Here is a 19,929-nt window from a genome sequence, read left to right on the forward strand (position 1 = left end):
GTTTTGACCCTGCCAAACCGGTGAGGGAATTGTTTCCTGGTGTGAATAAACAGGGGCCATTTGTAAGATAAATCTGTGGGGTTCGGGGATTTGTCGGTGGATTCCGGTAAAGTTCGCGGCTTGTTCCATGGAGCTCGTCATGCCGTCCACGCTGCCCCCCTTGCAAAAAACACCGCACCAGCTGCTCTACCTTGTCTACGGTGAACAGGATGTTTATCGACGCGAGGCCAAGTTCAGCATCCTCACCGCCCTGTCGCAGCTCAAACAGGGCGAATCGCTGTGCATTCGGGTCATGACGGATCGTCCGCAGGATTACACCGGCTGGCCAGTTGAAACTATCGCCTTGGATGAGCCGACCTTGACCCGCTGGCAGGGCGACAACGGCTATACCCACCGCCGCAAGGCCTGCGCCATCGCCCAAGGGCTGACGCTGGCGGACAAAACCCTGTTCGTCGATACCGATACGCTGTTTCTCAAATCACCCCATCGCGTACTCGAACTGATCGAACCCGGCCAGTATGTGATGGACGAGTTTGAATACGACTGGAGCTACGTCTGCCAGCGCCCGGACTACCTCAAGTTGGGCCGCGACCTGCAGGCCCATGGCATCAGCGCCAGCAACGGTTTCAAGCTTTACAACAGTGGCCTGTGCGGCGTGCAGGCGAGTGACGCACCGTTGCTCGAAACCGCCATCGGCTTTATCGACGAGTGGACCCGCGAGTCGTTCGACATCCACACCATCGAGCAAGTCGCGATTTCCTTCGCAATGCGCGGCAAGCCGGTGCGCGAGGCGCGCAAGTTCGTGCACCACTTTTATGCCGACAAACGTTTCTTCCATGCCATGCAGGCGCACTTTTTCAGCCTGCACGGTGAGGCGTTCAGCCCTGAGCTGATCGCCCGTAGCCTGGATGTGCCGCGCTTCAAACCGATGCCATCGCCTCTGCAACGCGTGTGGATCAAGTGGCAGTTGCGCAACCAGCGCAAGCATTTGAAGAAGGTCGGTCGTGACTTGCTCTACGGCAGTTCGGCGCCGCAGAACCCGTACTACGACGTATGCCGACACGGCTGGTGGGAATCAGCCTGCAAGGAAATACGAGGTTGGGACGAAGCTGAGCAGAGAAAGCTGCTGGAGGCGAAAGACGCCGGTTGGCCGCAGCACATGCCCCGGCCCGCCAGGGCGGCTGACGAGCAAACCATCCTGGCCTTCCTGCGCCAGCGCCTGGCCCAGTAACAGAGTGGTGGCGCCGAGTGGCGCCGCCTCCACGACCTAGAACGTCTTGCCGGTGTAGTTATTCAGCGAAATGACCTTGGTCTTGCCGATGCGGTGACGGTAGATCTCGCGCAGGTACTTGATCGCCTTTTTCACGCAATCCCGTGACAGACGAATGTCATTGATCGAGACAAACTTCTCTTTGTCGTTGATCAGCTCGCGGTACTTCTTCTCATACATCGGCTTGATCGCGTACCAGTTGGTATCGAGGATCTTCGCCGGGTTTTCAAACTCGTTGAGCAATTCGTCGATGCGGTCTTCGTCGAAGTCCTCGTGGATGATGAAGTCCAGGATCGAGTTGTCCAGCGTCTCATCGAAGCGGTACGGGTTGCGCGCAAAGCAGCGCTTGATAAACGCCACGATCAACGTCAGGAAATCATCCGACAGGCACGGGCTCTTGGCGATCAGGGTGGTCAGCGACAGGTTGGCCGAAGCGCCAATCACCAAGGCATAGCGCTTGAGCGTGGTGTTGGGGAACAGGCTGTTGAGGTGGGTCTTGAGCCGGTTCAGGTCCATGTAGGACAGCTTGTAGTCCTTGGGCAACGAGACGATGGACACCACCGACGAGCAGTTCTTGAAGAAGTGCAGGTCGTGCAGCGCCGCCGCGTCGTAGCCGGAATTCTTGTACTGCTCCAGGGACGCCTTGTAGCGTTTGGACTCGATCGGCAACAGGCTGATGCCCTCGATGGCCTGGGTGACCTTGTTGAAGTGCGGCAGGTCGATGGAACGGAAGAACAGGTCGTCGATGTTCAGGCGCTGCGGTTCTTTATCGAACACCTTGAACTTGTCATTGGACGGCGCCGGGGTTTCCGGGACGACGGATTCGGCGTAGGCAATCGCCACCGGACCGGCCAGGCTCATGAACAGGTCGTTGGCATCCAGGCGGATGGTCTCGCCAATGTCGATACCGGCGCGACGGAAGTAGTTCTGGTCGTAGTCGGTGGTCACCGCCTGGGCGGTGAGGATGTTGAAGATCTGCTGGGAGATGTATTGGTTGGCGTGTTTTTCCATGGCATTGACGTCAATGTTCTGGATATTGCCGTCATCGCTTTCTTCGGCGTAACGCATGATGTCGTTGGAGATCAGCATCATCGCGTTCCACGGCCGGATACGCCCCTTCACGCTGGCTTCGCTGCTGTCTTCGTTGGCGAAGTTGTACGAGAAATCCCATTCTTCCGACAGATACTTGCAGAGCAAACGCCCGGCGTTGATGTGCAGCGCCTCGGACATTTCGCTGCGGTGGTCGGAAATATTCGGCAGCACGCAGATGCCGCTGGTGAAGATCGGCTCGAACACAAACGCATGGCCGCTCTTGCTGTCGTGCTCGTCGGCGGGCTTGGTGTCGAACGTCTTGTTCATATAGGAGTGCTGCTGGGCCAGGCCGAATTCCGAAGCCATGCCCGAGCCGGTACCGCCGCCAGCGCTGAAGATCGAGAAGTACAGGCGCGACTGGTTGGCCTTGATGCCGCAGGAGTCGATCAGGTACGAGTGGATCATCTTCCAGTCGGGGCTGGAGAACCGCTGGGTGTCTTTGTTGAGGATGATCTTGGCCAGGTACTGGCCGAGGATCGGCGCGTTACCGGCGCCACCGGCATGGACTTCCGAGAGGTCCATGATTTTCATCTTGCTGTAGTCGCGCAAGAAGCCGCTTTTTTCGCCCTTGCGCGAGAAGCGGATGCGCCCGGCGATGTCCTTGTCCAAGTCGCCCAGCATCACCAGCGGTTCCACCAGGAACACCGGTTTGCTGGCCTTGCCGCCGCCCAGGCGCAGGTTGTTGCGGATCCACTGGGCCGGGCTGTAGCCCTTGTCCACCGATTTGTCTTCGTTGCTGAATTCGTTCAGGTAGAACTTGCGCGCGTTGTACACCAGCTCGGCGACGTCCAGCGCGATGTTCGAACCGCAGCGGCCCAGGCCGATCAGGCACACCGAGGGAAATTCCTGCTCGTTGCGCGGGTCGCCGTCGCCTTCCTGCTGCGGCAGGCGCGGGAACACCATGTCGCGCAGGCCGTCGAGGTTGTCGAGGATGCGGTCAGTATTGGTTTCGGTGAAGTACAAGTACTGCTGGGTCGCCAGCGGGCGGGCGCTGCTCAATGACTTTGAGCCTGGGGATTTTTCCGCAGGTGCTGTCGGCAACACGTCGGGGACTACGGTGGCAGAGTTATTTTTGGAAGTCATTGGGCGCCATGTACCTGGGCGGATGGCTGCAAAAATTCAAGGAGCCATCACGGAATGAGAGTTCGCGACTTTGCAGCGCGTCTTAGTCCGGGACGCTCGGGTTTAACCCTGCTTTTTCAAGGGAAATCGTGACCGGACTCTGATGAATCGGCCGTCCGTCGGGTTTCTTTAAGCAAATGATGGCTAAATGCCAAAGTTTCGGCGTCAGCGAATTGGCCGAATCACCGAAGTGGGGCCGATACGGACCGGGGGCGAGGCTCGGGGGGCCAGCGGGTCCTTGGTGCCCGCCACGCTGAACGGGTACAACGGATTACGCATCTGAATGCCCTGGATGACACCGATAACGTCAGCGGCACACACCGCTGGGCTCAGCAGGTAACCCTGGACGTAATCGCAGCCATGTTTGAGCAGCAGCTCGAATTGCGCCTGGGTTTCCACGCCTTCGGTCACCACTTGCAGGTGCAGGGTGTGGGCCATACCGATAATTGCCTGGACGATCTCGATGTCGGCGGTGGACTTGGGGATGTCCTGGATAAATGAGCGATCGATCTTCAAGGTGTTCAGCGGCAAACGCTTGAGGTAGGCGAGGGATGAATACCCGGTGCCGAAGTCGTCGATGGCCAGCGAGACGCCCAGCGCACGGATCTGCCGCAACAGCGCGAGGGTACTGCTGATATTGCCCATCAGTGCGTTTTCGGTGACTTCCAATTCCAGGCGGTGGGCCGCGATACCGCTGAAACGCAGGGCATCTTCGATCTCATCGGCCAGTTCGTCGCGGGCCAGGTTGAGGGCCGAACAGTTCACCGCCATGGTCAGTTCGGTATAGCCGCGGTCAGACAACAGGCTCAGCTCATGACAGGCCTGGCGCAAAACCCAGTGGTCCAGTTCGGCAATCAACCCATTGCTTTCGGCGATGCCGATAAAGCGATCGGGGGCAAGCAGGCCATGCACCGGATGCTGCCAGCGCACCAGGGCTTCCAGGCGCGTGACCTTGCCCAGCTTCATGTCGAAGATCGGTTGGTAGAACAGCACCAGTTGGTTGCGTGCACGCAGGGCGCCGCGCAGCTCTTCTTCCAGTTGCAGTTCGAGGAAGGCACGGGTTTTCAGGTTGGAACTGAAGAAGGTCAGGCCGTTGCGCCCGGCGTCCTTGGATTGGTACAGCGCCAGGTCGGCGGTTTTAAGCAACTCTTCACCGGTGAGGCCGTCATCGGGGAACAGGCTGATACCAATGCTGGTGGTCATCACCATGCGCCGCCCGGCCAGTTCGATGGGTTCTTTCATTTTTTGCATGATGCGCTGCGCCATGTGCCGGGCTTCATCCCGGTGATGGACGCTGATCAGAATGCAGAACTCATCGCCGCCAAACCGTGCGACCACGTCTTCATGGCTGCGCACCGAACCCTTGATATGCGCGGCGAGCACGGTGAGCAATTGGTCGCCCGCATCGTGGCCAAGGCTGTCGTTGATGCGTTTGAAGTGGTCGATATCGAGGAAGATCACCGCCATCATGCCGTTTGAAGCGGTTTTTTCTGCCAGTTTCTCCGCAAAGATCTGGTTGAACCCACGCCGATTGAGCAGGCTGGTCAGCGCGTCAAAATGTGCCACCTGTTGCAGGGAGGCGCGCGCCTGATCCAGTTCGGTGAGCAAGGCGTTGACCCGGCGCAGATCACGTTCCTTATGTTGCAGCTTTTTATCCGCGAGGGCCGCGCTGACGCTGCTGCCGATCACCAGCAGGGTGATCACCGCCACGGACAGGCCCAGTTGGATGGGGTTGTTGTCCAGTGGCAATGACAGATCCGCGCCCGTGGGCACTATCATGCGCATTGCCGCCATGCCGGTGAAGTGCATGCTCAGGATGCCGGCGCCCAGCACCAGGCTGGCGGCGTACTTGAGCAATTGGTGGAACACCCCGGCACCATTGCGCAGGTAGCTCGACAGCAACAGCGCCGCCAGGCTGGCACCGATGGCAATACCCACCGAGGCCATGAACAGCCCCGATTCGAAGTACACCTGGGCCTGGGAAAGCATGGCCGACATGCCCACATAGTGCATCAAGGCGATGCCCAGGCCCATCCATACCGATGCCAGCAGGTACTGATGCAAGCGCAAATGGGTGTGGCTGAGGGTTTGCATGGCGAACAGCGATGCGATCATGGCAATCAGCAGCGAGGCGAACGTCATGATCAGTTCGTAATGAATGGCGATGGGGGCCTGGAAGGCCAGCATGCTGATGAAGTGGGTCGACCAGATGCCGCCGGCCAGGCAACCGGCGCCGAGCCAGCGCCAGCGGCGTCGGGCGGTGGGGTCTTCGACGTGGCCAACCCGCTCAGCCATATCAAGGGTGCCAAAACCCGCCGCACAGGCGACCAGGTAGGCCAGCAGAACCAGGAAGGGGTTATGACTGCAATTGAGTAATAAGTGCCCGTTCTCTGGAAGCTCGGTAAAGAAATGCAGACCAAGCCATTCCATAGCATGTCCCGTTAAAGTCATTGCGCCATTGCCTACAGCAATGGCCTACGACCTCGAGTATAGAAGCCCCGCGGAATTCGCCATGGATAATGGCACTTTGCTCTCAACGATTTTGGCATGCCTGCCATAGCGTTTGATGCTAAGCGCTGATGGGCAGGTCCAACTCGAAGGGCATCTCCAGCGGCGCCAGGCCAAAGGCAGCGCGGGCGGCATCGCAATCGACGTTCTGCACGCCCTCGTGCCAGGACGCTTCAAACTCACGGCAGGTGCTCGACCGTTGCGCGTAGATCGAGCAGCTGGTGCCTTTGCCCACTTCCCCTTCAAGGCTGCAGCAACGTACGGGTTTCTGGTCGGTGCCGATCATCGCCACGCGCGTCGGGTTGATCTGCACCACCAAGTCGTCCGGTACCGTCCCGCCGGATGAGGCGCACTCGCCCCAGAAAAAAGACACACGGAAGTGTGAACAGCAGGCACCACAATTCAGGCACGGACTGGCTTCGGACATGGACGTCATCGATAAGAAAAGTAAGAGGGGGGTACTACCGGAAGGCTCGCCATTCTATCTGCGCCATGGCCGTTGGGAAGAGGGGCGCACACATATATTTTCGTAGGGAAAGTCCCGGGATCGTGGGTGAAATCATGCCCTATCAGCTTTACGAATCATTACAGACAACCGCCGCCAGCCTGACTATGTTGCTGATACCGGGCAGGATGCATCGGGCATCGCAGCTCTCATAACAATAAAAGAGACGGACCCATGCAGAACTCGACCCAAGCGGCGAATGCCTGGCGCATTCTGTTCCTGCTGTTCCTCGCCAACCTGTTCAATTTCTTCGACCGCACCATTCCCGCGATCATCATCGAGCCAATCCGCATGGAATGGCACCTGAGCGACTTCCAGCTCGGCATCATCGGCACCGCCTTTACCATCGTCTACGCCATTGCCGGCCTGCCCCTCGGGCGTATGGCCGACACCGGTTCGCGCAGCAAACTGATGGGCTGGGGCCTGTTCGCCTGGAGCGGGCTGACGGCGGTCAATGGCCTGGTCGGCAGTTTCTGGACTTTCTTGCTGGTGCGCATGGGCATCGGTATTGGCGAGGCCAGCTACGCACCGGCCGCCAACTCGCTGATCGGCGACCTGTTTCCCGCCCACCGCCGCGCGCGGGCCATGGGCATCTTTATGCTCGGCCTGCCCCTGGGCCTGTTGCTGGCGTTTTTCACCATCGGCTGGATGGTCAAGGCGTTCGACAGCTGGCGCGCGCCGTTCTTTATCGCGGCCGTGCCGGGGATGATCCTGGCGGTGTTCATGTTCTATATCAAGGAACCCAAGCGCGGCGCGGCGGAAACCGTGCAAGTGTCCCAGGAACGTGTGGACCGCCCGATCCGCCGCGTCCTGGCCGTGCCGACCTTCCTGTGGTTGGTACTGGCTGGGCTGTGCTTCAACTTTGCTACCTATGCGTGCAACTCGTTCCTGGTGCCGATGCTGCAGCGTTACTTCCTGATGCCGTTGCAGGATGCGGCGGTGGCCACCGGGGTGATCGTCGGCTTGACTGGCCTGGTGGGCCTGACCCTGGGCGGTTGGGTGGCCGACAAGATCCATCAACGGGTGGCTAACGGCCGGCTGCTGTTTGCTGCGTTCAGCCTGATTATCTCCACCGTGACCACGGCTTGGGCGCTCCACGCTGGGCGCATTGAGATTGGCGTGTTTGTCGCGGTATTCAGTGTGGGCTGGCTGTTTGCCTATAACTTCTACACCTGCGTGTACACGGCGATTCAGGACGTGGTCGAACCGCGCCTGCGGGCCACGGCGATGGCGCTGTTTTTTGCCGGGCTGTACTTGCTGGGCGGTGGCATGGGGCCGATCGTGGTGGGGGGCTTGTCGGACCATTTTGCCCATTCGGCGATGTATGCGGCGGGTGCGGAGCAGATGACGGAAGCTTATAAGGCGGTGGGGTTGCATGACGCCATGTACCTGATTCCGGTGGCGCTGTTCTTGACCATGCTGTTTCTGTTCCAGGCGTCGCGGTGTTTTGTGCGCGATGCCAAGAAGATGAAGGAGGGGTTGAGTGCGGTGGAGGTGCCGGGTTCGGCGGTGGCAGCTTGAGACCGAGGTGACTTCATCGCAGGCAAGCCAGCTCCCACATTTGACTGCATTCCAACTGGAGAAACTCAGTCAAATGTGGGAGCGGGCTTGCCTGCGAAGAGGCCCGAAAGGCAAATAAAAAAGGCCCGCATTGCGCGGGCCTTCTTTTTACTAGCCTGCGACCAGGACTCGAATCGCTTCCAGGCGCAAAGCTGCTTTATCCAGCATCGCCAACCCTTGCTCACGCTGGTTACGCAACGCCACCAACTCACTGTCACGCACAGTCGGGTTCACCGCCTGCAACGCGGTCAACCGCGCCAGTTCTTCGTCGGTGTCCGCCGCCAGGCGGCGCTTGGCCTCGGCCACTCGCTCGGCATGTTGCGGGGTGATCTTCTCTTCACCGGCGTTGATCCGTGGCGTCAGTTGGTCGCGCTGAGCCTGGATAAACTTGTTGGCGCTGGCGCGTGGCACGCTTTCCAGTTGGTCGTTGAGGGTCACGAACGACACACGGCCCGACAGGTCATTGCCATTGGCATCCAGCAAGCAGCGCAGTGCCGCCGGCGGCAGGTAACGCCCCAGTTGCAGGGCGCGCGGTGCCACCACTTCGCTGACGTAGAGCAGTTCCAGCAACACGGTGCCCGGCTTGAGCGCCTTGTTCTTGATCAGCGCCACGGCGGTGTTGCCCATCGAACCAGACAGCACCAGGTCCATGCCGCCTTGCACCATCGGGTGTTCCCAGGTGATGAACTGCATGTCTTCGCGCGAGAGTGCCTGGTTGCGGTCGTAGGTGATGGTCACACCTTCGTCGTCGCCCAGGGGGAAACTGGCGTCGAGCATTTTTTCGCTCGGCTTGAGGATCAGGGCGTTTTCCGAATGGTCTTCGCTGTCGATGCCAAACGCATCGAACAGGGTTTCCATGTAGATCGGCAGGGCGAACTGATCGTCTTGCTCGAGGATGTCCTCGACCAACGCATCGCCTTCGCCGGCGCCGCCGGAGTTGAGTTCCAGCAGGCGGTCGCGACCGGTGTGCAGCTCTTGCTCCAGGCGCTCGCGCTCGGTGCGGGCTTCGTCGATCAGGGCTTGCCACTCGCCGTCGTCGGCGGCTTCCAGCAGCGGCAGCAGGCGTGGGCCGAACTGATGCTGCAAGGCGTTGCCGGTCGGGCAGGTATTGAGGAAGGCATTCAGCGCTTCGTTGTACCACTGGAACAGGCGCTCTTGCGGGCTGGTTTCCAGGTACGGCACGTGCAGTTCGATCACATGTTTCTGGCCGATCCGGTCCAGACGGCCGATGCGCTGTTCCAGCAGATCGGGGTGGGACGGCAGGTCGAACAGCACCAGGTGGTGGGAGAACTGGAAGTTGCGGCCTTCGCTGCCGATCTCGGAGCAGATCAGCACCTGGGCGCCGAATTCTTCATCGGCAAAGTAGGCGGCGGCGCGGTCACGTTCGAGGATGTTCATGCCCTCGTGGAACACCGTGGCTGGAATACCGGAACGCACGCGCAGGGCGTCTTCCAGGTCCATGGCGGTTTCGGCGTGGGCGCAGATCACCAGGACCTTGGTGCGCTTGAGCATTTTCAGCTGGTCGATCAGCCACTCGACGCGCGGGTCGAAGCGCCACCAGCGGTGTTCTTCTTCGATGTCCGGTTGTGCCTGGAAGCTGACTTCCGGGTACAGCTCGGCGTGCTCGCCCAGCGGCAGTTCGAGGTATTCGTCCGGGTTCGCCAGCGGGTAGGCGTGCAGCTTGCGCTCCGGGAAACCCTGCACGGCGGCGCGGGTGTTGCGGAACAGTACGCGGCCGGTGCCGTGGCGGTCGAGCAGCTCACGCACCAGGCGTGCGCTGGCTTCGGTGTCGCCATCGTTGACGGCGGTGAGCAGGGCTTCGCCTTCGTCACCGAGGAAACCCTGGATGGTTTTATGCGCTTTGGGCGACAGGCGTCCCTTGTCCATCAACTCCTGCACGGCTTCGGCCACCGGGCGATAGTTCTCGCTCTCGGCGCGGAAGGCGGCCAGGTCGTGGAAGCGGTTCGGGTCCAGCAGGCGCAGGCGCGCGAAGTGGCTGTCCTGGCCCAGTTGTTCCGGGGTGGCGGTCAGCAGCAGCACGCCAGGAATCACTTCGGCCAGTTGCTCGACCAGGGCGTATTCGGCGCTGGCTTTTTCTTCGTGCCAGACCAGGTGGTGGGCCTCATCGACCACCAGCAAGTCCCAGCCGGCGGCGAACAGCGCATCCTGGGCCTTCTCGTCGTCCACCAGCCATTCCAGCGCAACCAGGGCAAGCTGGGTGTCTTCGAACGGGTTGGCGGCATCGCTTTCGATAAAGCGTTCTTCGTCGAACAGCGCAACCTGCAGGTTGAAGCGGCGGCGCATTTCCACCAGCCACTGGTGTTGCAGGTTTTCCGGGACCAGGATCAGCACGCGGTTGGCGCGGCCCGACAGCAGCTGGCGATGGATCACCAGGCCGGCTTCGATGGTCTTGCCCAGGCCTACTTCGTCGGCGAGCAATACCCGCGGCGCGATACGGTCAGCGACTTCACGGGCAATGTGCAATTGGTGGGCAATCGGTTGTGCGCGCACGCCACCCAGGCCCCACAGGGCGGACTGCAACTGGCGGCTGGTGTGTTCCAGGGTGTGGTAACGCAGCGAGAACCAGGCCAGCGGGTCGATCTGCCCGGCGAACAGACGGTCGCTGGCCAGGCGGAACTGGATGAAGTTGGACAGTTGGGTTTCCGGCAGGGTGACCTGCTCGTTCTGCCCATTGAGGCCGTGGTAGACCAGCAGGCCATCGACGTCGTCGACTTCCTGTACGGTCATTTTCCAGCCTTCGAAATGGGTGATGCTGTCACCCGGCGAGAACCGCACGCGGGTGAGGGGCGCATTCCGTAGCGCATACTGGCGGGTGTCGCCAGTGGCCGGATAGAGCACGGTCAACAAGCGCCCGTCCTGTGCCAGAACGGTGCCTAACCCCAGCTCTGCTTCGCTGTCACTAATCCAGCGTTGCCCCGGTTGATACTGCTGCGCCATGCTGCCTGACTCCCGCCGTGAAAAAGCCGACTATCTTAACGGAACACGGCCCTCAGCCAAAGGACTCCTGACAAAAACTACTCCGTTTGCGTGGCTGCGCGGAAGTCGGATCGACGGGTGGCGGGCACTTGGGAGTGTCGACTGGGTCACAGCTTGGCGAGTGCGCGCTCAAGTCGCAATCCGGCGTGCCGACAGCCTGTTGATCAGGAGAGTAAACCTTATGCTGCCACCCATGCTGCCCGTGAGCGTTGTGCCGGTCACGTCACAACTCGATCCGGTGCGCCAGAAGCCGGATATCCCGCCCGTGGTGCCAGTACAACCGGGCTCCAATGAAAGCACCATCGACCTGAAAAACCGTGACGCCGAGCAATCGACCCTGCTGCTGCGCGAAGAACAGCGGCGCCAGCAAGAGCAACAGAAGCGCCGGCGTGAAGCCGACGAAGACCCGGAGCAGCACCTGGCGATTCCGGGGGATGTGCTCAATGCCGACAATACCGTGCCCGTGGTGCCGCTGATTGAAGATGCGCCGCGCCAGGGCTTGTGGGTGGATGTCGAAGTCTAGCCGCGCAATGCCCGCAGGGCGGCCAGCAGCCGCTCGATGTCGTCCGCGTTATTGAGCGGGTTGACGGAAATCCGCGCCACGTTGGCCAGGCCGCGCGCCTGCATATCCAGCGGGGTGTAGGCCACGCCGTTGGCGCCGATATTGATGCGCTGCAAGCCCAGCCGCCGTTTCAGTTCAAAGGCGTCCCAACCGGCCAGGTTGAAGGCGATCAGGCCCGATTGGCTGGCGCCCAGATCATGCAAGGAAATGCCTGGGATCTGGCGCAGCCCTTCCCGAATCCGCTGGCTGGTCTGCTTGATGGTTTCCCACGCCTGCTCGCTACCCAGGCGATTTATCTCCTGCAATGCATTACCCAATCCCGCCAATAAGGCGTAGGACACTTCGCTGGTTTCAAAGCGGCGGGCGTCGTTGCGCAGGTCGAATCCGTCGGCCGTCCACGGTGCGGAAAACACATCGCGCTGGGCCGGGTTCAACTGCGCAAGGAACGCCGGCCGGACATACAGCAACGCGGTACCGCGTGGCCCGCGCAGGTGCTTGCGGCCCGCCGATTTGAGCACATCGCAGTGCAGCGCCTGGACATCCACCGGCACCTGGCCGACAGCTTGGCCGGCGTCGATGAAATAAGGGATCGCGTATTTTTTGGCGACCTCGCCGATAGCCTGGGCCGGGTTGATCAGGCCGCCGTTGGCCGGCAACCAGGTGAGGTCGATCAGCTTCACGTTGGCGTCGATCATCGCTTCCAGCGCCAGCGGGCACACCGCGCCGCTTGCATCGCAGGGGATAACGTCTATGCGGGCGCCGGCTTGCACCGCGAGCTGCATGCTCGCCAGGTTGCCGCCCCATTCATGGCGGCCCACCAGGATACGGTCGCCCGGCTGCCACGGGGCCAGTGCCTGGAACGCCATATTCCAGGCCGCCGAGCCGCTGCTGGCGAAGGCAATCGACGAAGCGGGCGCATTGAGCAATTGCGCGGCCGCGCGGCGGGCGTTTTCCAATAGCAGGGCGCCATGCTCGCCGGCTTCCATCGGACCGTCGCGGGCTTCGCGGTGCAGTTGCGCGATGATTGCATCGAGGGTCGCCTGGCTCGGCAGCGAGGCGCCGGCATGATTGAAGTGGACGATGCCGGATTGGCAGCCGGGTGTGGCGTCGCGCAGCGCTTGGGTGTCGAGCAGGTTCATGGTTGCAGCTCGAAAATCCCGTCAACCTCCACCGCGACACCGGCGGGCAGGCTGGCCACCCCGACCGCGGTGCGCACATGCCGACCCTTGTCGCCGAGGGCATTCACCAGCAGGTTCGACGCACCGTTGGCGACTGCGCTCTGGTGGGTGAATTCGCCGCTGCTGGCGATAAACACACCCAGGCGCACCGTGCGTACCAGGCGCGAGAGGTCGTCCCCCAGTGCATGGCTTAATTGCCCCAGCAGGCCCAGCGCTGCCAGTTCGGCGGCCTGGGTGCCTTCTTCATCGCTGAGGGATTCGCCCAGGCGGCCGATGTAGGCCGGTTTGCCTTCCACCAGTGGAATCTGCCCGGAGACGAACAACTGGTTCGCGCTGATCACATAGTTGATGTAGTTGGCGGCAGGCTGGCTGGGTGTCGGCAGCGTGAGGCCAAGGGCTTGCACGCGTTGGCGCAGGGAGTCGCTCATGATCAATCCTCAACGGTAAAAGAGGCTTGAGCATGTCGGCCAGGCCGGCCGGCGACAAACGGATAGATCTCACCCGATGAATCGAAAAAACTCACGCATCGCCACAGGCGTCCTTCAGCCATTGGCTGAAACATTCGGCCGCTTCGCTGGCAGGGCCTTGGGGGGCGATCAGCCAGTAGCCGATGTCACTGTGATACGGCGGCCAGTCGAAGGCTGGCACCAGGCTGCCGTCCTTGAGCCGACGCTCGATCAAGCGGTGGCGGCCCATGGCGATGCCCTGGCCGGCCACGGCGGCTTCGACCACGATGTTGTAGTCATGCAGCATCACGCGCGGGTGGCTGGCGAGATCGACGTGGTACTGCTCGGACCAATCGGTCCATTCGAACGGCCGGTGGGAGGTGGCCATCAGCAGCGGGCTGTCATGCCGGGCCTTGAACGCCGGGCTGCACACCGGCGAGATCACTTCCGCCATCAGGCGTGTGGCCTGCACATCGGGCCAATCGCCCTTGCCATAGCGTATCGCCAGGTCCACTTCGGCGGCGGCGACATCAGCCAGTTGAATCGCCGGTAACAACTCCACTTGGATGTGCGGATAGCGCTGCAGAAAGTCGGCCAGGCGCGGCGCCAGCCACAAGGTGGCGAAGGAGGCGAGCAGGCCGATGCGCAGCACCGTGGTGCTGGGCGCGGCGCGTTGGGTGCGGGTGGCGGCAGCGATGGCGTCGAGGGCTGGGCGGATTTCGTCGTAGTAGCGTTGGCCGTCGACGGTCAGATCAATCGCACGGGTGCGTCGGATAAACAGCGGTTTACCCAGGTGCTGCTCAAGTTTTTGCACTTGATGGCTCAGTGCGCTCTGGGTCACCGACAACTCGTGCGCCGCCTTGATAAAACTCAAGTGTCGCGCCACAGCCTCAAAGGCGCGCAGGGCCAGCAAGGGCGGAAGGTCCTTGTGCAGTGCCACGTGAGTGCGCTCCGTTGCCTGAGAGAAGTGCCGATTTTGGGCGATGGCCTGCATTTTGTCGCCCGCTGATTTGCCGTCGGGCGGGGCAGGCCGCATTATTGAGGCATTCCCGCCACAACGTAAGCCAAGCCATGAGTGATGACGACAAGCTGATCGACCTGAACGCCGAACGTGCCAAGCGTGTGCATGACCTCAACGACAAGCGCCTGAACGAGGTACGCCAGGCCTTCGAGCAAGCCATGCCGTTGGGCAAGGCCAAGAAGAAACCCAAGAACAAACCGAAAAAGCGTTGAAACAGCCTGCATCTGTTGATGCAGGTCAGTTATTACCCTTCTTTACGCCCCGTTGTGGGCGACATTGATCCCCGTCAATTTTCCAATCCGCCTTCTCGATTAACTTAGCCCTATCGCAACAGGGCAAGTGCAGGAGGCCGGTCATGTTTTTCGATAATGTGGTTTTTGCCGGAGTGCTGACTGTCAGCCTCATGGTGCTGTTTTTTGTAGGGTTTGGTTTTTTTATCTGGAAAGACGCCAATAAGCGGAAAAAATAGATCTTTCTGGATTACATGAGCACGCAAGGCATTTTGGGCGACTTCGGTCGCCCTTTTTTTTGCCCGCTAGTTCGTGATCGTTCCCACGCCCTGCGTGGGAATGCATCTTGTGACGCTCTGCGTCGCAACTTCAAGAGCGGACGCAGAGCGTCCAGGTCGGTATTCCCACGCGGAGCGTGGGAACGATCATAAAAAAAGGTGCGATCCTCGCGGATCGCACCTTTTTTATTGCAGGCGGCTTATCAGCTGCCCAGCGCCTTCGACGCCAGCCAGAACAACCCGGCCGACAGGCCAACGGTAGCTGGCAGGGTCAGTACCCACGCCATCAGGATGGTCTTGACCGTCCCGCCTTGCAGGCCGCTTTTGTTCGCAACCATGGTACCGGCCACACCCGACGACAGTACGTGGGTAGTGGACACTGGCAGTGCAAAGATGTTGGCGAAACCAATCATGGTGGCTGTGGTGATCTGCGCCGACATGCCCTGGGCATAGGTCATGCCTTGCTTGCCGATCTTCTCGCCAATGGTCAGTACCACACGCTTCCAGCCCACCATGGTGCCCAGGCCCAGTGCCAGTGCGACGGCGAGGATCACCCAGAACGGTGCGTACTCGGTGGTGGCGGTCAGGTCTTTGCGCAGCTTGTCCAGGTCGGACTTCTCACGCGCGTCCAGGCCCGGCAGCTTGCCGACTTTCTTCGCGGTGTCGTCCAGGCAGAGCAGGTAGCGACGCACTTCAATACGGTGATCGGCGGTCAGCGAGTGGTAGTCGGACACACCTTTCAACGTACCCAGCAGGGCGTTGATGGTCGGCTCGGTCTGTTGCGGGTTGCAACGGAACTTGCCCGGCAGGTCATCCTTCACGCTTTTGCCCAGGGCCAGGAACTCACCGAGGGTCTCGTGGTTGCGCTGGTAGAACTGGTTGAGGTGCAGGGTGGCATCACGGGTGCGTTCGATCTGGTAGGTGGTGCTGCCCAGGTCGAGCACGAACTGCGCCGGTACGATACCGATCAGCACCAGCATGATCAGGCCAATGCCTTTCTGACCATCGTTGGAACCGTGCACGAAGCTCACGGCCATGGCGGAGATCACCAGGACCAGGCGGTTCCAGAACGGTGGGTGCTTCTTGTCATCAAGCTTGCGGCGCTGGTCCGGCGTCTTGTGCATCTTCGACAGTGGGCGCCACCATTTCAGGCCGATCAGCACCAGGGCTGCGACCAGGAAGCCGGCCATTGGCGAGAACACCAGGGATGCACCGATATCGATCGCTTTCTGCCAGTTCACACCGTCAGCCAGGGGGATATCGTTGATCAGGGCATTGGCCAGGCCGACACCGAGGATCGAGCCGATCAGGGTGTGGGAGCTGGAAGCCGGGATACCGAAGTACCAGGTGCCCAGGTTCCAGGTGATCGCCGCCGCCAATAGAGAGAAGACCATGGCCAGGCCGTGGCCGGTGTTCACATTGATCAGCAACTCCACCGGCAGCAAATGCACGATGGCGTAGGCGACACCGACACCACCGAGCAACACGCCGAGGAAGTTGAACACCCCGGAGAAGAACACGGCCAGGTGCGGCGGCATGGCTTTGGTATAGATGACTGTGGCCACCGCGTTAGCGGTGTCATGAAAGCCATTGATGAACTCGAAGGCGAGGACAAAGGCCAGGGCGAGCAGCAGGCTCACTAGAACCCAAGCATCCAGTCCGCTGAATAAATCGATCATGAAGGTTTTCTGACCCGGTCGTAAGGGGGCGCGATTATGCCAGAAAACCTCGGTAATCGATGCACTAGCTGCTCATCGGTCACAATCTTCATTGAAATGCCAGGGGCGAGAGGCGCCCATCCCAGGATTTACGGGGCTTTGGCAAGTCTTTGATTTATAAAGCGAGGGCGTGTTTCTGGGGGGAAATGCCACTGAATCGGCATATCTGAAACATTTGTATGAAATTTCGTTTGCGACGATAGGACGCGTGCCGAATCTATCGCAGCCCTCGGCTGGCAATGCGCCAGCGGAGGTGGCAAGTGCCGCAGCTCAGGTCGAAGGGCTTATGGCTCTTCAGCCTTGAGTTCCTGCTCAATCTTTTGGATTTCCTGGGCAAACGCCTGATCGAGCAAGCTGGCGCGTTTACGCCAAGGTTTACGCTCGGGCTCAGGCTGCGCGGCGTAGGTGGTGACTTCCCCGCCGTAAACGTCCTTGTAACGTTGTTCCTGGCGCTCAAGTTCCGCGCGCAGTTCATCTTTCGTCACTGTATTACCTAATATGAGTTGAGTTTGATTATTGTGCAGTGCCATACCGGAAAGTCGCCTTCAGACTTTTCAAAGTTGAACGGTTTAACGTTCAAGTTCGAGTGAGTGGCCTGAGGTCGATACTTTAAGCGGTTACTTGTGACCGACGATGCACACTGAATGTGTCGCCTGGCGAGCTCTGGCCCCGATAGTGAAACCGGGTTGACCTCTGCACAGGTTGCAGTATAGCGGCGCATGCTAAGAACACTATCACCATAAAGTTAAAAAATGCGAACTTCGTGTGAGCGTTTTGTTACTTGAGCGCGTCAGTCGATTGCGGAAAATCTGGCGCCAGAAAGTTTTCAGTGCTTGAGCAATAGCAGGTGCCGCAAATTGCGATAATCGGAGGAGTGTCCGATAATCGCCCAGTGTCACTGGCCTGGCGTTGTGCATTGCGCCCCGTGCGGCTTGTAATAGCGGCCAAACCTGCTGACGGTTGAAAACAAGAAAAAGGACTCATGAAATGAACGATCAATTGCGCAACTCCTTCGCATCAGTGGCGCCACCGATCGTGGCCTCACCGGCCAAGCGCATCCAGGCGTTTACCGGCGATCCCGATTTCATGACCTCCCTGGCCCGAGGCCTGGCCGTGGTGCAGGCGTTCCAGGAGCGCAAGCGCCACCTGACCATCGCCCAGATCAGCCATCGCACGGAAATACCCCGCGCCGCCGTGCGCCGTTGCCTCTACACCCTGATCAAACTCGGCTACGCCACCACCGACGGGCGCACGTATTCGCTGCTGCCCAAGGTGTTGACCCTGGGCCATGCGTACCTGTCGTCCACGCCATTGGCGGTGTCGGCGCAGCCTTACCTGGACCGCATGAGCGAGCAGCTTCACGAAGCCTGCAACATGGCCACCCTCGAAGGCGATGACATCCTCTACATCGCCCGCTCCGCCACGACCCAGCGCCTGATCTCGGTGGACCTGTCGGTGGGTGGGCGCCTGCCGGCGTACTGCACGTCCATGGGACGCATCCTGCTCGCCGCGCTGGATGATGCATCGCTACAGGACTACCTCGACCACGCCGACCTGCAAACCAAGACCAGCCGCACTTTGACCACCCCGGCGGCCTTGCTTGAATGCCTGCAACAAGTGCGGCAGCAGGGCTGGTGCATTGTCGATCAGGAGCTGGAGCAGGGCCTGCGCTCCATCGCGGTGCCGGTGTATGACGCCTCCGGCCAGGTGCTGGCTGCGCTCAACGTCAGCACCCACGCCGGCCGCGTCAGCCGCAGCGAGCTGGAGCAACGTTTCCTGCCGAGCATGCTCAGCGCCAGCCGCGAGCTGAGCGCGCAGCTGTTTACCTAAGCTGTTCGGTGATCGCACAGATCCCGGCGCTATCAATTGACGATGTTTCCCCCGGCTTATTACTGTGCGGCAGCGCTCTAGAGCGCCGCCTCACTCAATAATAATGACGGCCCCAGGTCGTCAACCCGCCCATCGGTGTGGAAATAACAATAATGAATCAACCGTCTGTTGGTACGACCCTGGACGTCCAGTCCTTCATCAACGCCCAGCCACTGTCGCGCTACCAGTGGCGCGTGGTGATCCTGTGTTTCCTGATTGTCTTCCTTGATGGCCTCGACACGGCGACCATGGGCTTTATTGCGCCTGCGCTGTCCCAGGATTGGGGCATCGACCGCGCCAGCCTCGGCCCGGTGATGAGCGCTGCCCTGATCGGCATGGTGTTCGGTGCCCTCGGCTCCGGCCCGTTGGCCGACCGCTTTGGCCGCAAAATGGTGCTGGTGGGCGCGGTGCTGGTGTTTGGTGCATTCAGCCTGGCCTCGGCCTACGCCGCCAACGTCGACCAGTTGCTGGTGCTGCGCTTTCTCACCGGGCTTGGCCTGGGGGCGGGCATGCCGAACGCCACCACGCTGCTCTCCGAGTACACCCCCGAGCGCCACAAATCATTGCTGGTGACCAGCATGTTCTGTGGCTTCAACCTGGGCATGGCGGGTGGAGGGTTTATCTCGGCCAAGCTGATCCCGGCGTTTGGCTGGCACAGCCTGCTGTTGATCGGCGGCATCCTGCCGTTGATCCTCGCGGTGGTGCTGCTGGTGTGGCTGCCGGAGTCGGCGCGTTACCTGGTGGTGCGCAATCGCGGCACCGACAAGGTGCGCAAGACCCTGGCACCCATCGAGCCGAATATCGTCGCCCAAGCCAGCGACTTCAGCGTGCCCGAGCAAAAAACCGTGAAGGCCCGCAACGTGTTTGCGGTGATCTTTTCCGGCACCTACAGCGCCGGCACCTTGTTGCTGTGGCTCACCTACTTCATGGGCCTGGTGATCGTCTACCTGCTGACCAGCTGGCTGCCGACCCTGATGCGTGACAGTGGCGCAAGCATGGAGCAAGCCGCGTTTATCGGCGCGTTGTTCCAGTTTGGCGGGGTGCTGAGCGCCGTCGGCGTGGGCTGGGCGATGGACCGCTTCAATCCGCACAAGGTTATCGGCACGTTCTACCTGCTGGCTGGGGTGTTTGCCTACGCGGTAGGCCAGAGCCTGGGCAATATCACGCTGCTGGCGACCTTGGTGTTGATCGCCGGGATGTGTGTGAACGGCGCGCAATCGGCGATGCCCTCGCTGGCGGCGCGGTTTTACCCGACCCAGGGGCGTGCCACGGGTGTGTCGTGGATGCTTGGGATTGGGCGGTTCGGCGCGATCCTCGGGGCGTGGATGGGGGCGACGTTGCTGGGGCTGGGCTGGAATTTCGAGCAGGTGCTGACGGCGTTGGTGATTCCGGCGGCACTCGCCACTGCTGCGGTGGTGATCAAGGGCATGGTCAGCCATGCGGATGCGACCTAGGGACCGACGCTGATTTTGTGGCTACCGGGCTTGTGTGGGAGCGGGCTTGCTCGCGAATGCGGTGTGTCAGTCACAGATATTTAAACTGATCCACCGCATTCGCGAGCAAGCCCGCTCCC

At 60.8% G+C, this 19,929-nt stretch carries 16 protein-coding genes; 7 read left to right on the forward strand and 9 right to left on the reverse strand.

Features of this window, described 5'->3' with window-relative positions; genetic code table 11:
- Nucleotides 1–139 precede the first annotated feature (139 nt).
- Entirely contained in the window at nucleotides 140–1,231 is a 1,092-nt protein-coding gene (locus ACZRMO_RS03365; RefSeq protein ID WP_463971890.1) for a hypothetical protein, read from the forward strand.
- 36 nt (nucleotides 1,232–1,267) lie between these two features.
- Here the strand turns inward: ACZRMO_RS03365 and ACZRMO_RS03370 are convergent, their stop codons facing one another.
- The 3 genes from ACZRMO_RS03370 to ACZRMO_RS03380 form a co-directional block, all read right to left on the reverse strand.
- A complete protein-coding gene (locus ACZRMO_RS03370; protein ID WP_448184482.1) occupies nucleotides 1,268–3,445 on the reverse strand; it encodes a hypothetical protein in 2,178 nt (725 codons plus the stop codon).
- A gap of 204 nt (nucleotides 3,446–3,649) precedes the next feature.
- Nucleotides 3,650–5,914 (reverse strand): putative bifunctional diguanylate cyclase/phosphodiesterase, encoded by a 2,265-nt coding sequence (locus ACZRMO_RS03375; RefSeq protein WP_463971891.1) that lies wholly within the window; start codon nucleotides 5,912–5,914, stop codon nucleotides 3,650–3,652.
- Nucleotides 5,915–6,053: 139 nt separating this feature from the next.
- Complete coding sequence (locus ACZRMO_RS03380; protein WP_463971892.1) at nucleotides 6,054–6,419, reverse strand: YkgJ family cysteine cluster protein; 366 nt, start codon at nucleotides 6,417–6,419, stop codon at nucleotides 6,054–6,056.
- Nucleotides 6,420–6,671: 252 nt separating this feature from the next.
- Between ACZRMO_RS03380 and ACZRMO_RS03385 the strand changes: the two genes are divergently transcribed.
- Nucleotides 6,672–8,018 (forward strand): spinster family MFS transporter, encoded by a 1,347-nt coding sequence (locus ACZRMO_RS03385; RefSeq protein ID WP_463971893.1) that lies wholly within the window; start codon nucleotides 6,672–6,674, stop codon nucleotides 8,016–8,018.
- Between the two features lie 150 nt (nucleotides 8,019–8,168).
- On the opposite strand, the gene rapA is transcribed toward ACZRMO_RS03385, so the two are convergent.
- Nucleotides 8,169–11,015: an RNA polymerase-associated protein RapA gene (rapA, locus tag ACZRMO_RS03390; RefSeq protein ID WP_124525966.1), complete on the reverse strand. Its 2,847-nt coding sequence runs from the start codon at nucleotides 11,013–11,015 to the stop codon at nucleotides 8,169–8,171.
- A 220-nt stretch (nucleotides 11,016–11,235) separates the two neighbouring features.
- Between rapA and ACZRMO_RS03395 the strand changes: the two genes are divergently transcribed.
- Complete coding sequence (locus tag ACZRMO_RS03395; RefSeq protein ID WP_463971894.1) at nucleotides 11,236–11,577, forward strand: aspartate-semialdehyde dehydrogenase; 342 nt, start codon at nucleotides 11,236–11,238, stop codon at nucleotides 11,575–11,577.
- Here the strand turns inward: ACZRMO_RS03395 and ACZRMO_RS03400 are convergent.
- The 3 genes from ACZRMO_RS03400 to ACZRMO_RS03410 form a co-directional block, all read right to left on the reverse strand.
- A complete protein-coding gene (locus tag ACZRMO_RS03400) occupies nucleotides 11,574–12,755 on the reverse strand; it encodes an aminotransferase class V-fold PLP-dependent enzyme (protein ID WP_463971895.1) in 1,182 nt (393 codons plus the stop codon). The genes ACZRMO_RS03395 and ACZRMO_RS03400 overlap by 4 nt on opposite strands.
- Nucleotides 12,752–13,222 carry a RidA family protein gene (locus tag ACZRMO_RS03405; RefSeq protein ID WP_463971896.1) on the reverse strand — a complete coding sequence of 157 codons (471 nt, stop codon included), beginning with the start codon at nucleotides 13,220–13,222 and terminating at the stop codon, nucleotides 12,752–12,754. Before ACZRMO_RS03405 ends, ACZRMO_RS03400 begins: the two co-directional genes overlap by 4 nt.
- A gap of 91 nt (nucleotides 13,223–13,313) precedes the next feature.
- Nucleotides 13,314–14,180, reverse strand: coding sequence for a LysR substrate-binding domain-containing protein (locus tag ACZRMO_RS03410; RefSeq protein ID WP_463971897.1), 867 nt, complete (start codon nucleotides 14,178–14,180; stop codon nucleotides 13,314–13,316).
- A 131-nt stretch (nucleotides 14,181–14,311) separates the two neighbouring features.
- Here ACZRMO_RS03410 and ACZRMO_RS03415 point away from each other — a divergent pair, with 131 nt between their 5' ends.
- Nucleotides 14,312–14,473, forward strand: coding sequence for a hypothetical protein (locus ACZRMO_RS03415; protein ID WP_003172386.1), 162 nt, complete (start codon nucleotides 14,312–14,314; stop codon nucleotides 14,471–14,473).
- Between the two features lie 143 nt (nucleotides 14,474–14,616).
- Nucleotides 14,617–14,730: a cytochrome c oxidase subunit CcoM gene (gene ccoM / locus ACZRMO_RS03420; RefSeq protein ID WP_017735918.1), complete on the forward strand. Its 114-nt coding sequence runs from the start codon at nucleotides 14,617–14,619 to the stop codon at nucleotides 14,728–14,730.
- A 242-nt stretch (nucleotides 14,731–14,972) separates the two neighbouring features.
- Here ccoM and ACZRMO_RS03425 read toward each other — a convergent pair whose 3' ends face one another.
- Both ACZRMO_RS03425 and ACZRMO_RS03430 read right to left on the reverse strand, forming a co-directional pair.
- Entirely contained in the window at nucleotides 14,973–16,448 is a 1,476-nt protein-coding gene (locus tag ACZRMO_RS03425) for an inorganic phosphate transporter (RefSeq protein ID WP_124525962.1), read from the reverse strand.
- A gap of 323 nt (nucleotides 16,449–16,771) precedes the next feature.
- Nucleotides 16,772–16,972, reverse strand: coding sequence for a hypothetical protein (locus tag ACZRMO_RS03430; RefSeq protein ID WP_003172389.1), 201 nt, complete (start codon nucleotides 16,970–16,972; stop codon nucleotides 16,772–16,774).
- A gap of 502 nt (nucleotides 16,973–17,474) precedes the next feature.
- Here ACZRMO_RS03430 and pcaR point away from each other — a divergent pair.
- Together pcaR and pcaK are read left to right on the forward strand one after the other, a co-directional pair.
- Nucleotides 17,475–18,317, forward strand: a complete 843-nt coding sequence (pcaR, locus tag ACZRMO_RS03435; RefSeq protein ID WP_017735916.1) for a pca regulon transcriptional regulator PcaR — start codon at nucleotides 17,475–17,477, stop codon at nucleotides 18,315–18,317.
- A 152-nt stretch (nucleotides 18,318–18,469) separates the two neighbouring features.
- Nucleotides 18,470–19,810, forward strand: coding sequence for a 4-hydroxybenzoate transporter PcaK (pcaK, locus tag ACZRMO_RS03440; RefSeq protein ID WP_463971898.1), 1,341 nt, complete (start codon nucleotides 18,470–18,472; stop codon nucleotides 19,808–19,810).
- Nucleotides 19,811–19,929: the final 119 nt, after the last annotated feature.

The sequence above is a fragment of the Pseudomonas sp. B611 genome (assembly GCF_055407965.1).

Bases quoted from the DNA above. Each gene is read 5' to 3' on its own strand.
- ACZRMO_RS03380 (WP_463971892.1), bottom strand. From the start codon at position 6,419: ATGTCCGAAGCCAGTCCGTGCCTGAATTGTGGTGCCTGCTGTTCACAC.
- ACZRMO_RS03405 (WP_463971896.1), bottom strand. From the start codon at position 13,222: ATGAGCGACTCCCTGCGCCAACGCGTGCAAGCCCTTGGCCTCACGCTG.
- ACZRMO_RS03425 (WP_124525962.1), bottom strand. From the start codon at position 16,448: ATGATCGATTTATTCAGCGGACTGGATGCTTGGGTTCTAGTGAGCCTG.
- ccoM (WP_017735918.1), top strand. From the start codon at position 14,617: ATGTTTTTCGATAATGTGGTTTTTGCCGGAGTGCTGACTGTCAGCCTC.
- rapA (WP_124525966.1), bottom strand. From the start codon at position 11,015: ATGGCGCAGCAGTATCAACCGGGGCAACGCTGGATTAGTGACAGCGAA.
- ACZRMO_RS03400 (WP_463971895.1), bottom strand. From the start codon at position 12,755: ATGAACCTGCTCGACACCCAAGCGCTGCGCGACGCCACACCCGGCTGC.
- pcaK (WP_463971898.1), top strand. From the start codon at position 18,470: ATGAATCAACCGTCTGTTGGTACGACCCTGGACGTCCAGTCCTTCATC.
- ACZRMO_RS03365 (WP_463971890.1), top strand. From the start codon at position 140: ATGCCGTCCACGCTGCCCCCCTTGCAAAAAACACCGCACCAGCTGCTC.
- ACZRMO_RS03385 (WP_463971893.1), top strand. From the start codon at position 6,672: ATGCAGAACTCGACCCAAGCGGCGAATGCCTGGCGCATTCTGTTCCTG.
- ACZRMO_RS03370 (WP_448184482.1), bottom strand. From the start codon at position 3,445: ATGACTTCCAAAAATAACTCTGCCACCGTAGTCCCCGACGTGTTGCCG.
- ACZRMO_RS03375 (WP_463971891.1), bottom strand. From the start codon at position 5,914: ATGGAATGGCTTGGTCTGCATTTCTTTACCGAGCTTCCAGAGAACGGG.
- ACZRMO_RS03415 (WP_003172386.1), top strand. From the start codon at position 14,312: ATGAGTGATGACGACAAGCTGATCGACCTGAACGCCGAACGTGCCAAG.
- pcaR (WP_017735916.1), top strand. From the start codon at position 17,475: ATGAACGATCAATTGCGCAACTCCTTCGCATCAGTGGCGCCACCGATC.
- ACZRMO_RS03395 (WP_463971894.1), top strand. From the start codon at position 11,236: ATGCTGCCACCCATGCTGCCCGTGAGCGTTGTGCCGGTCACGTCACAA.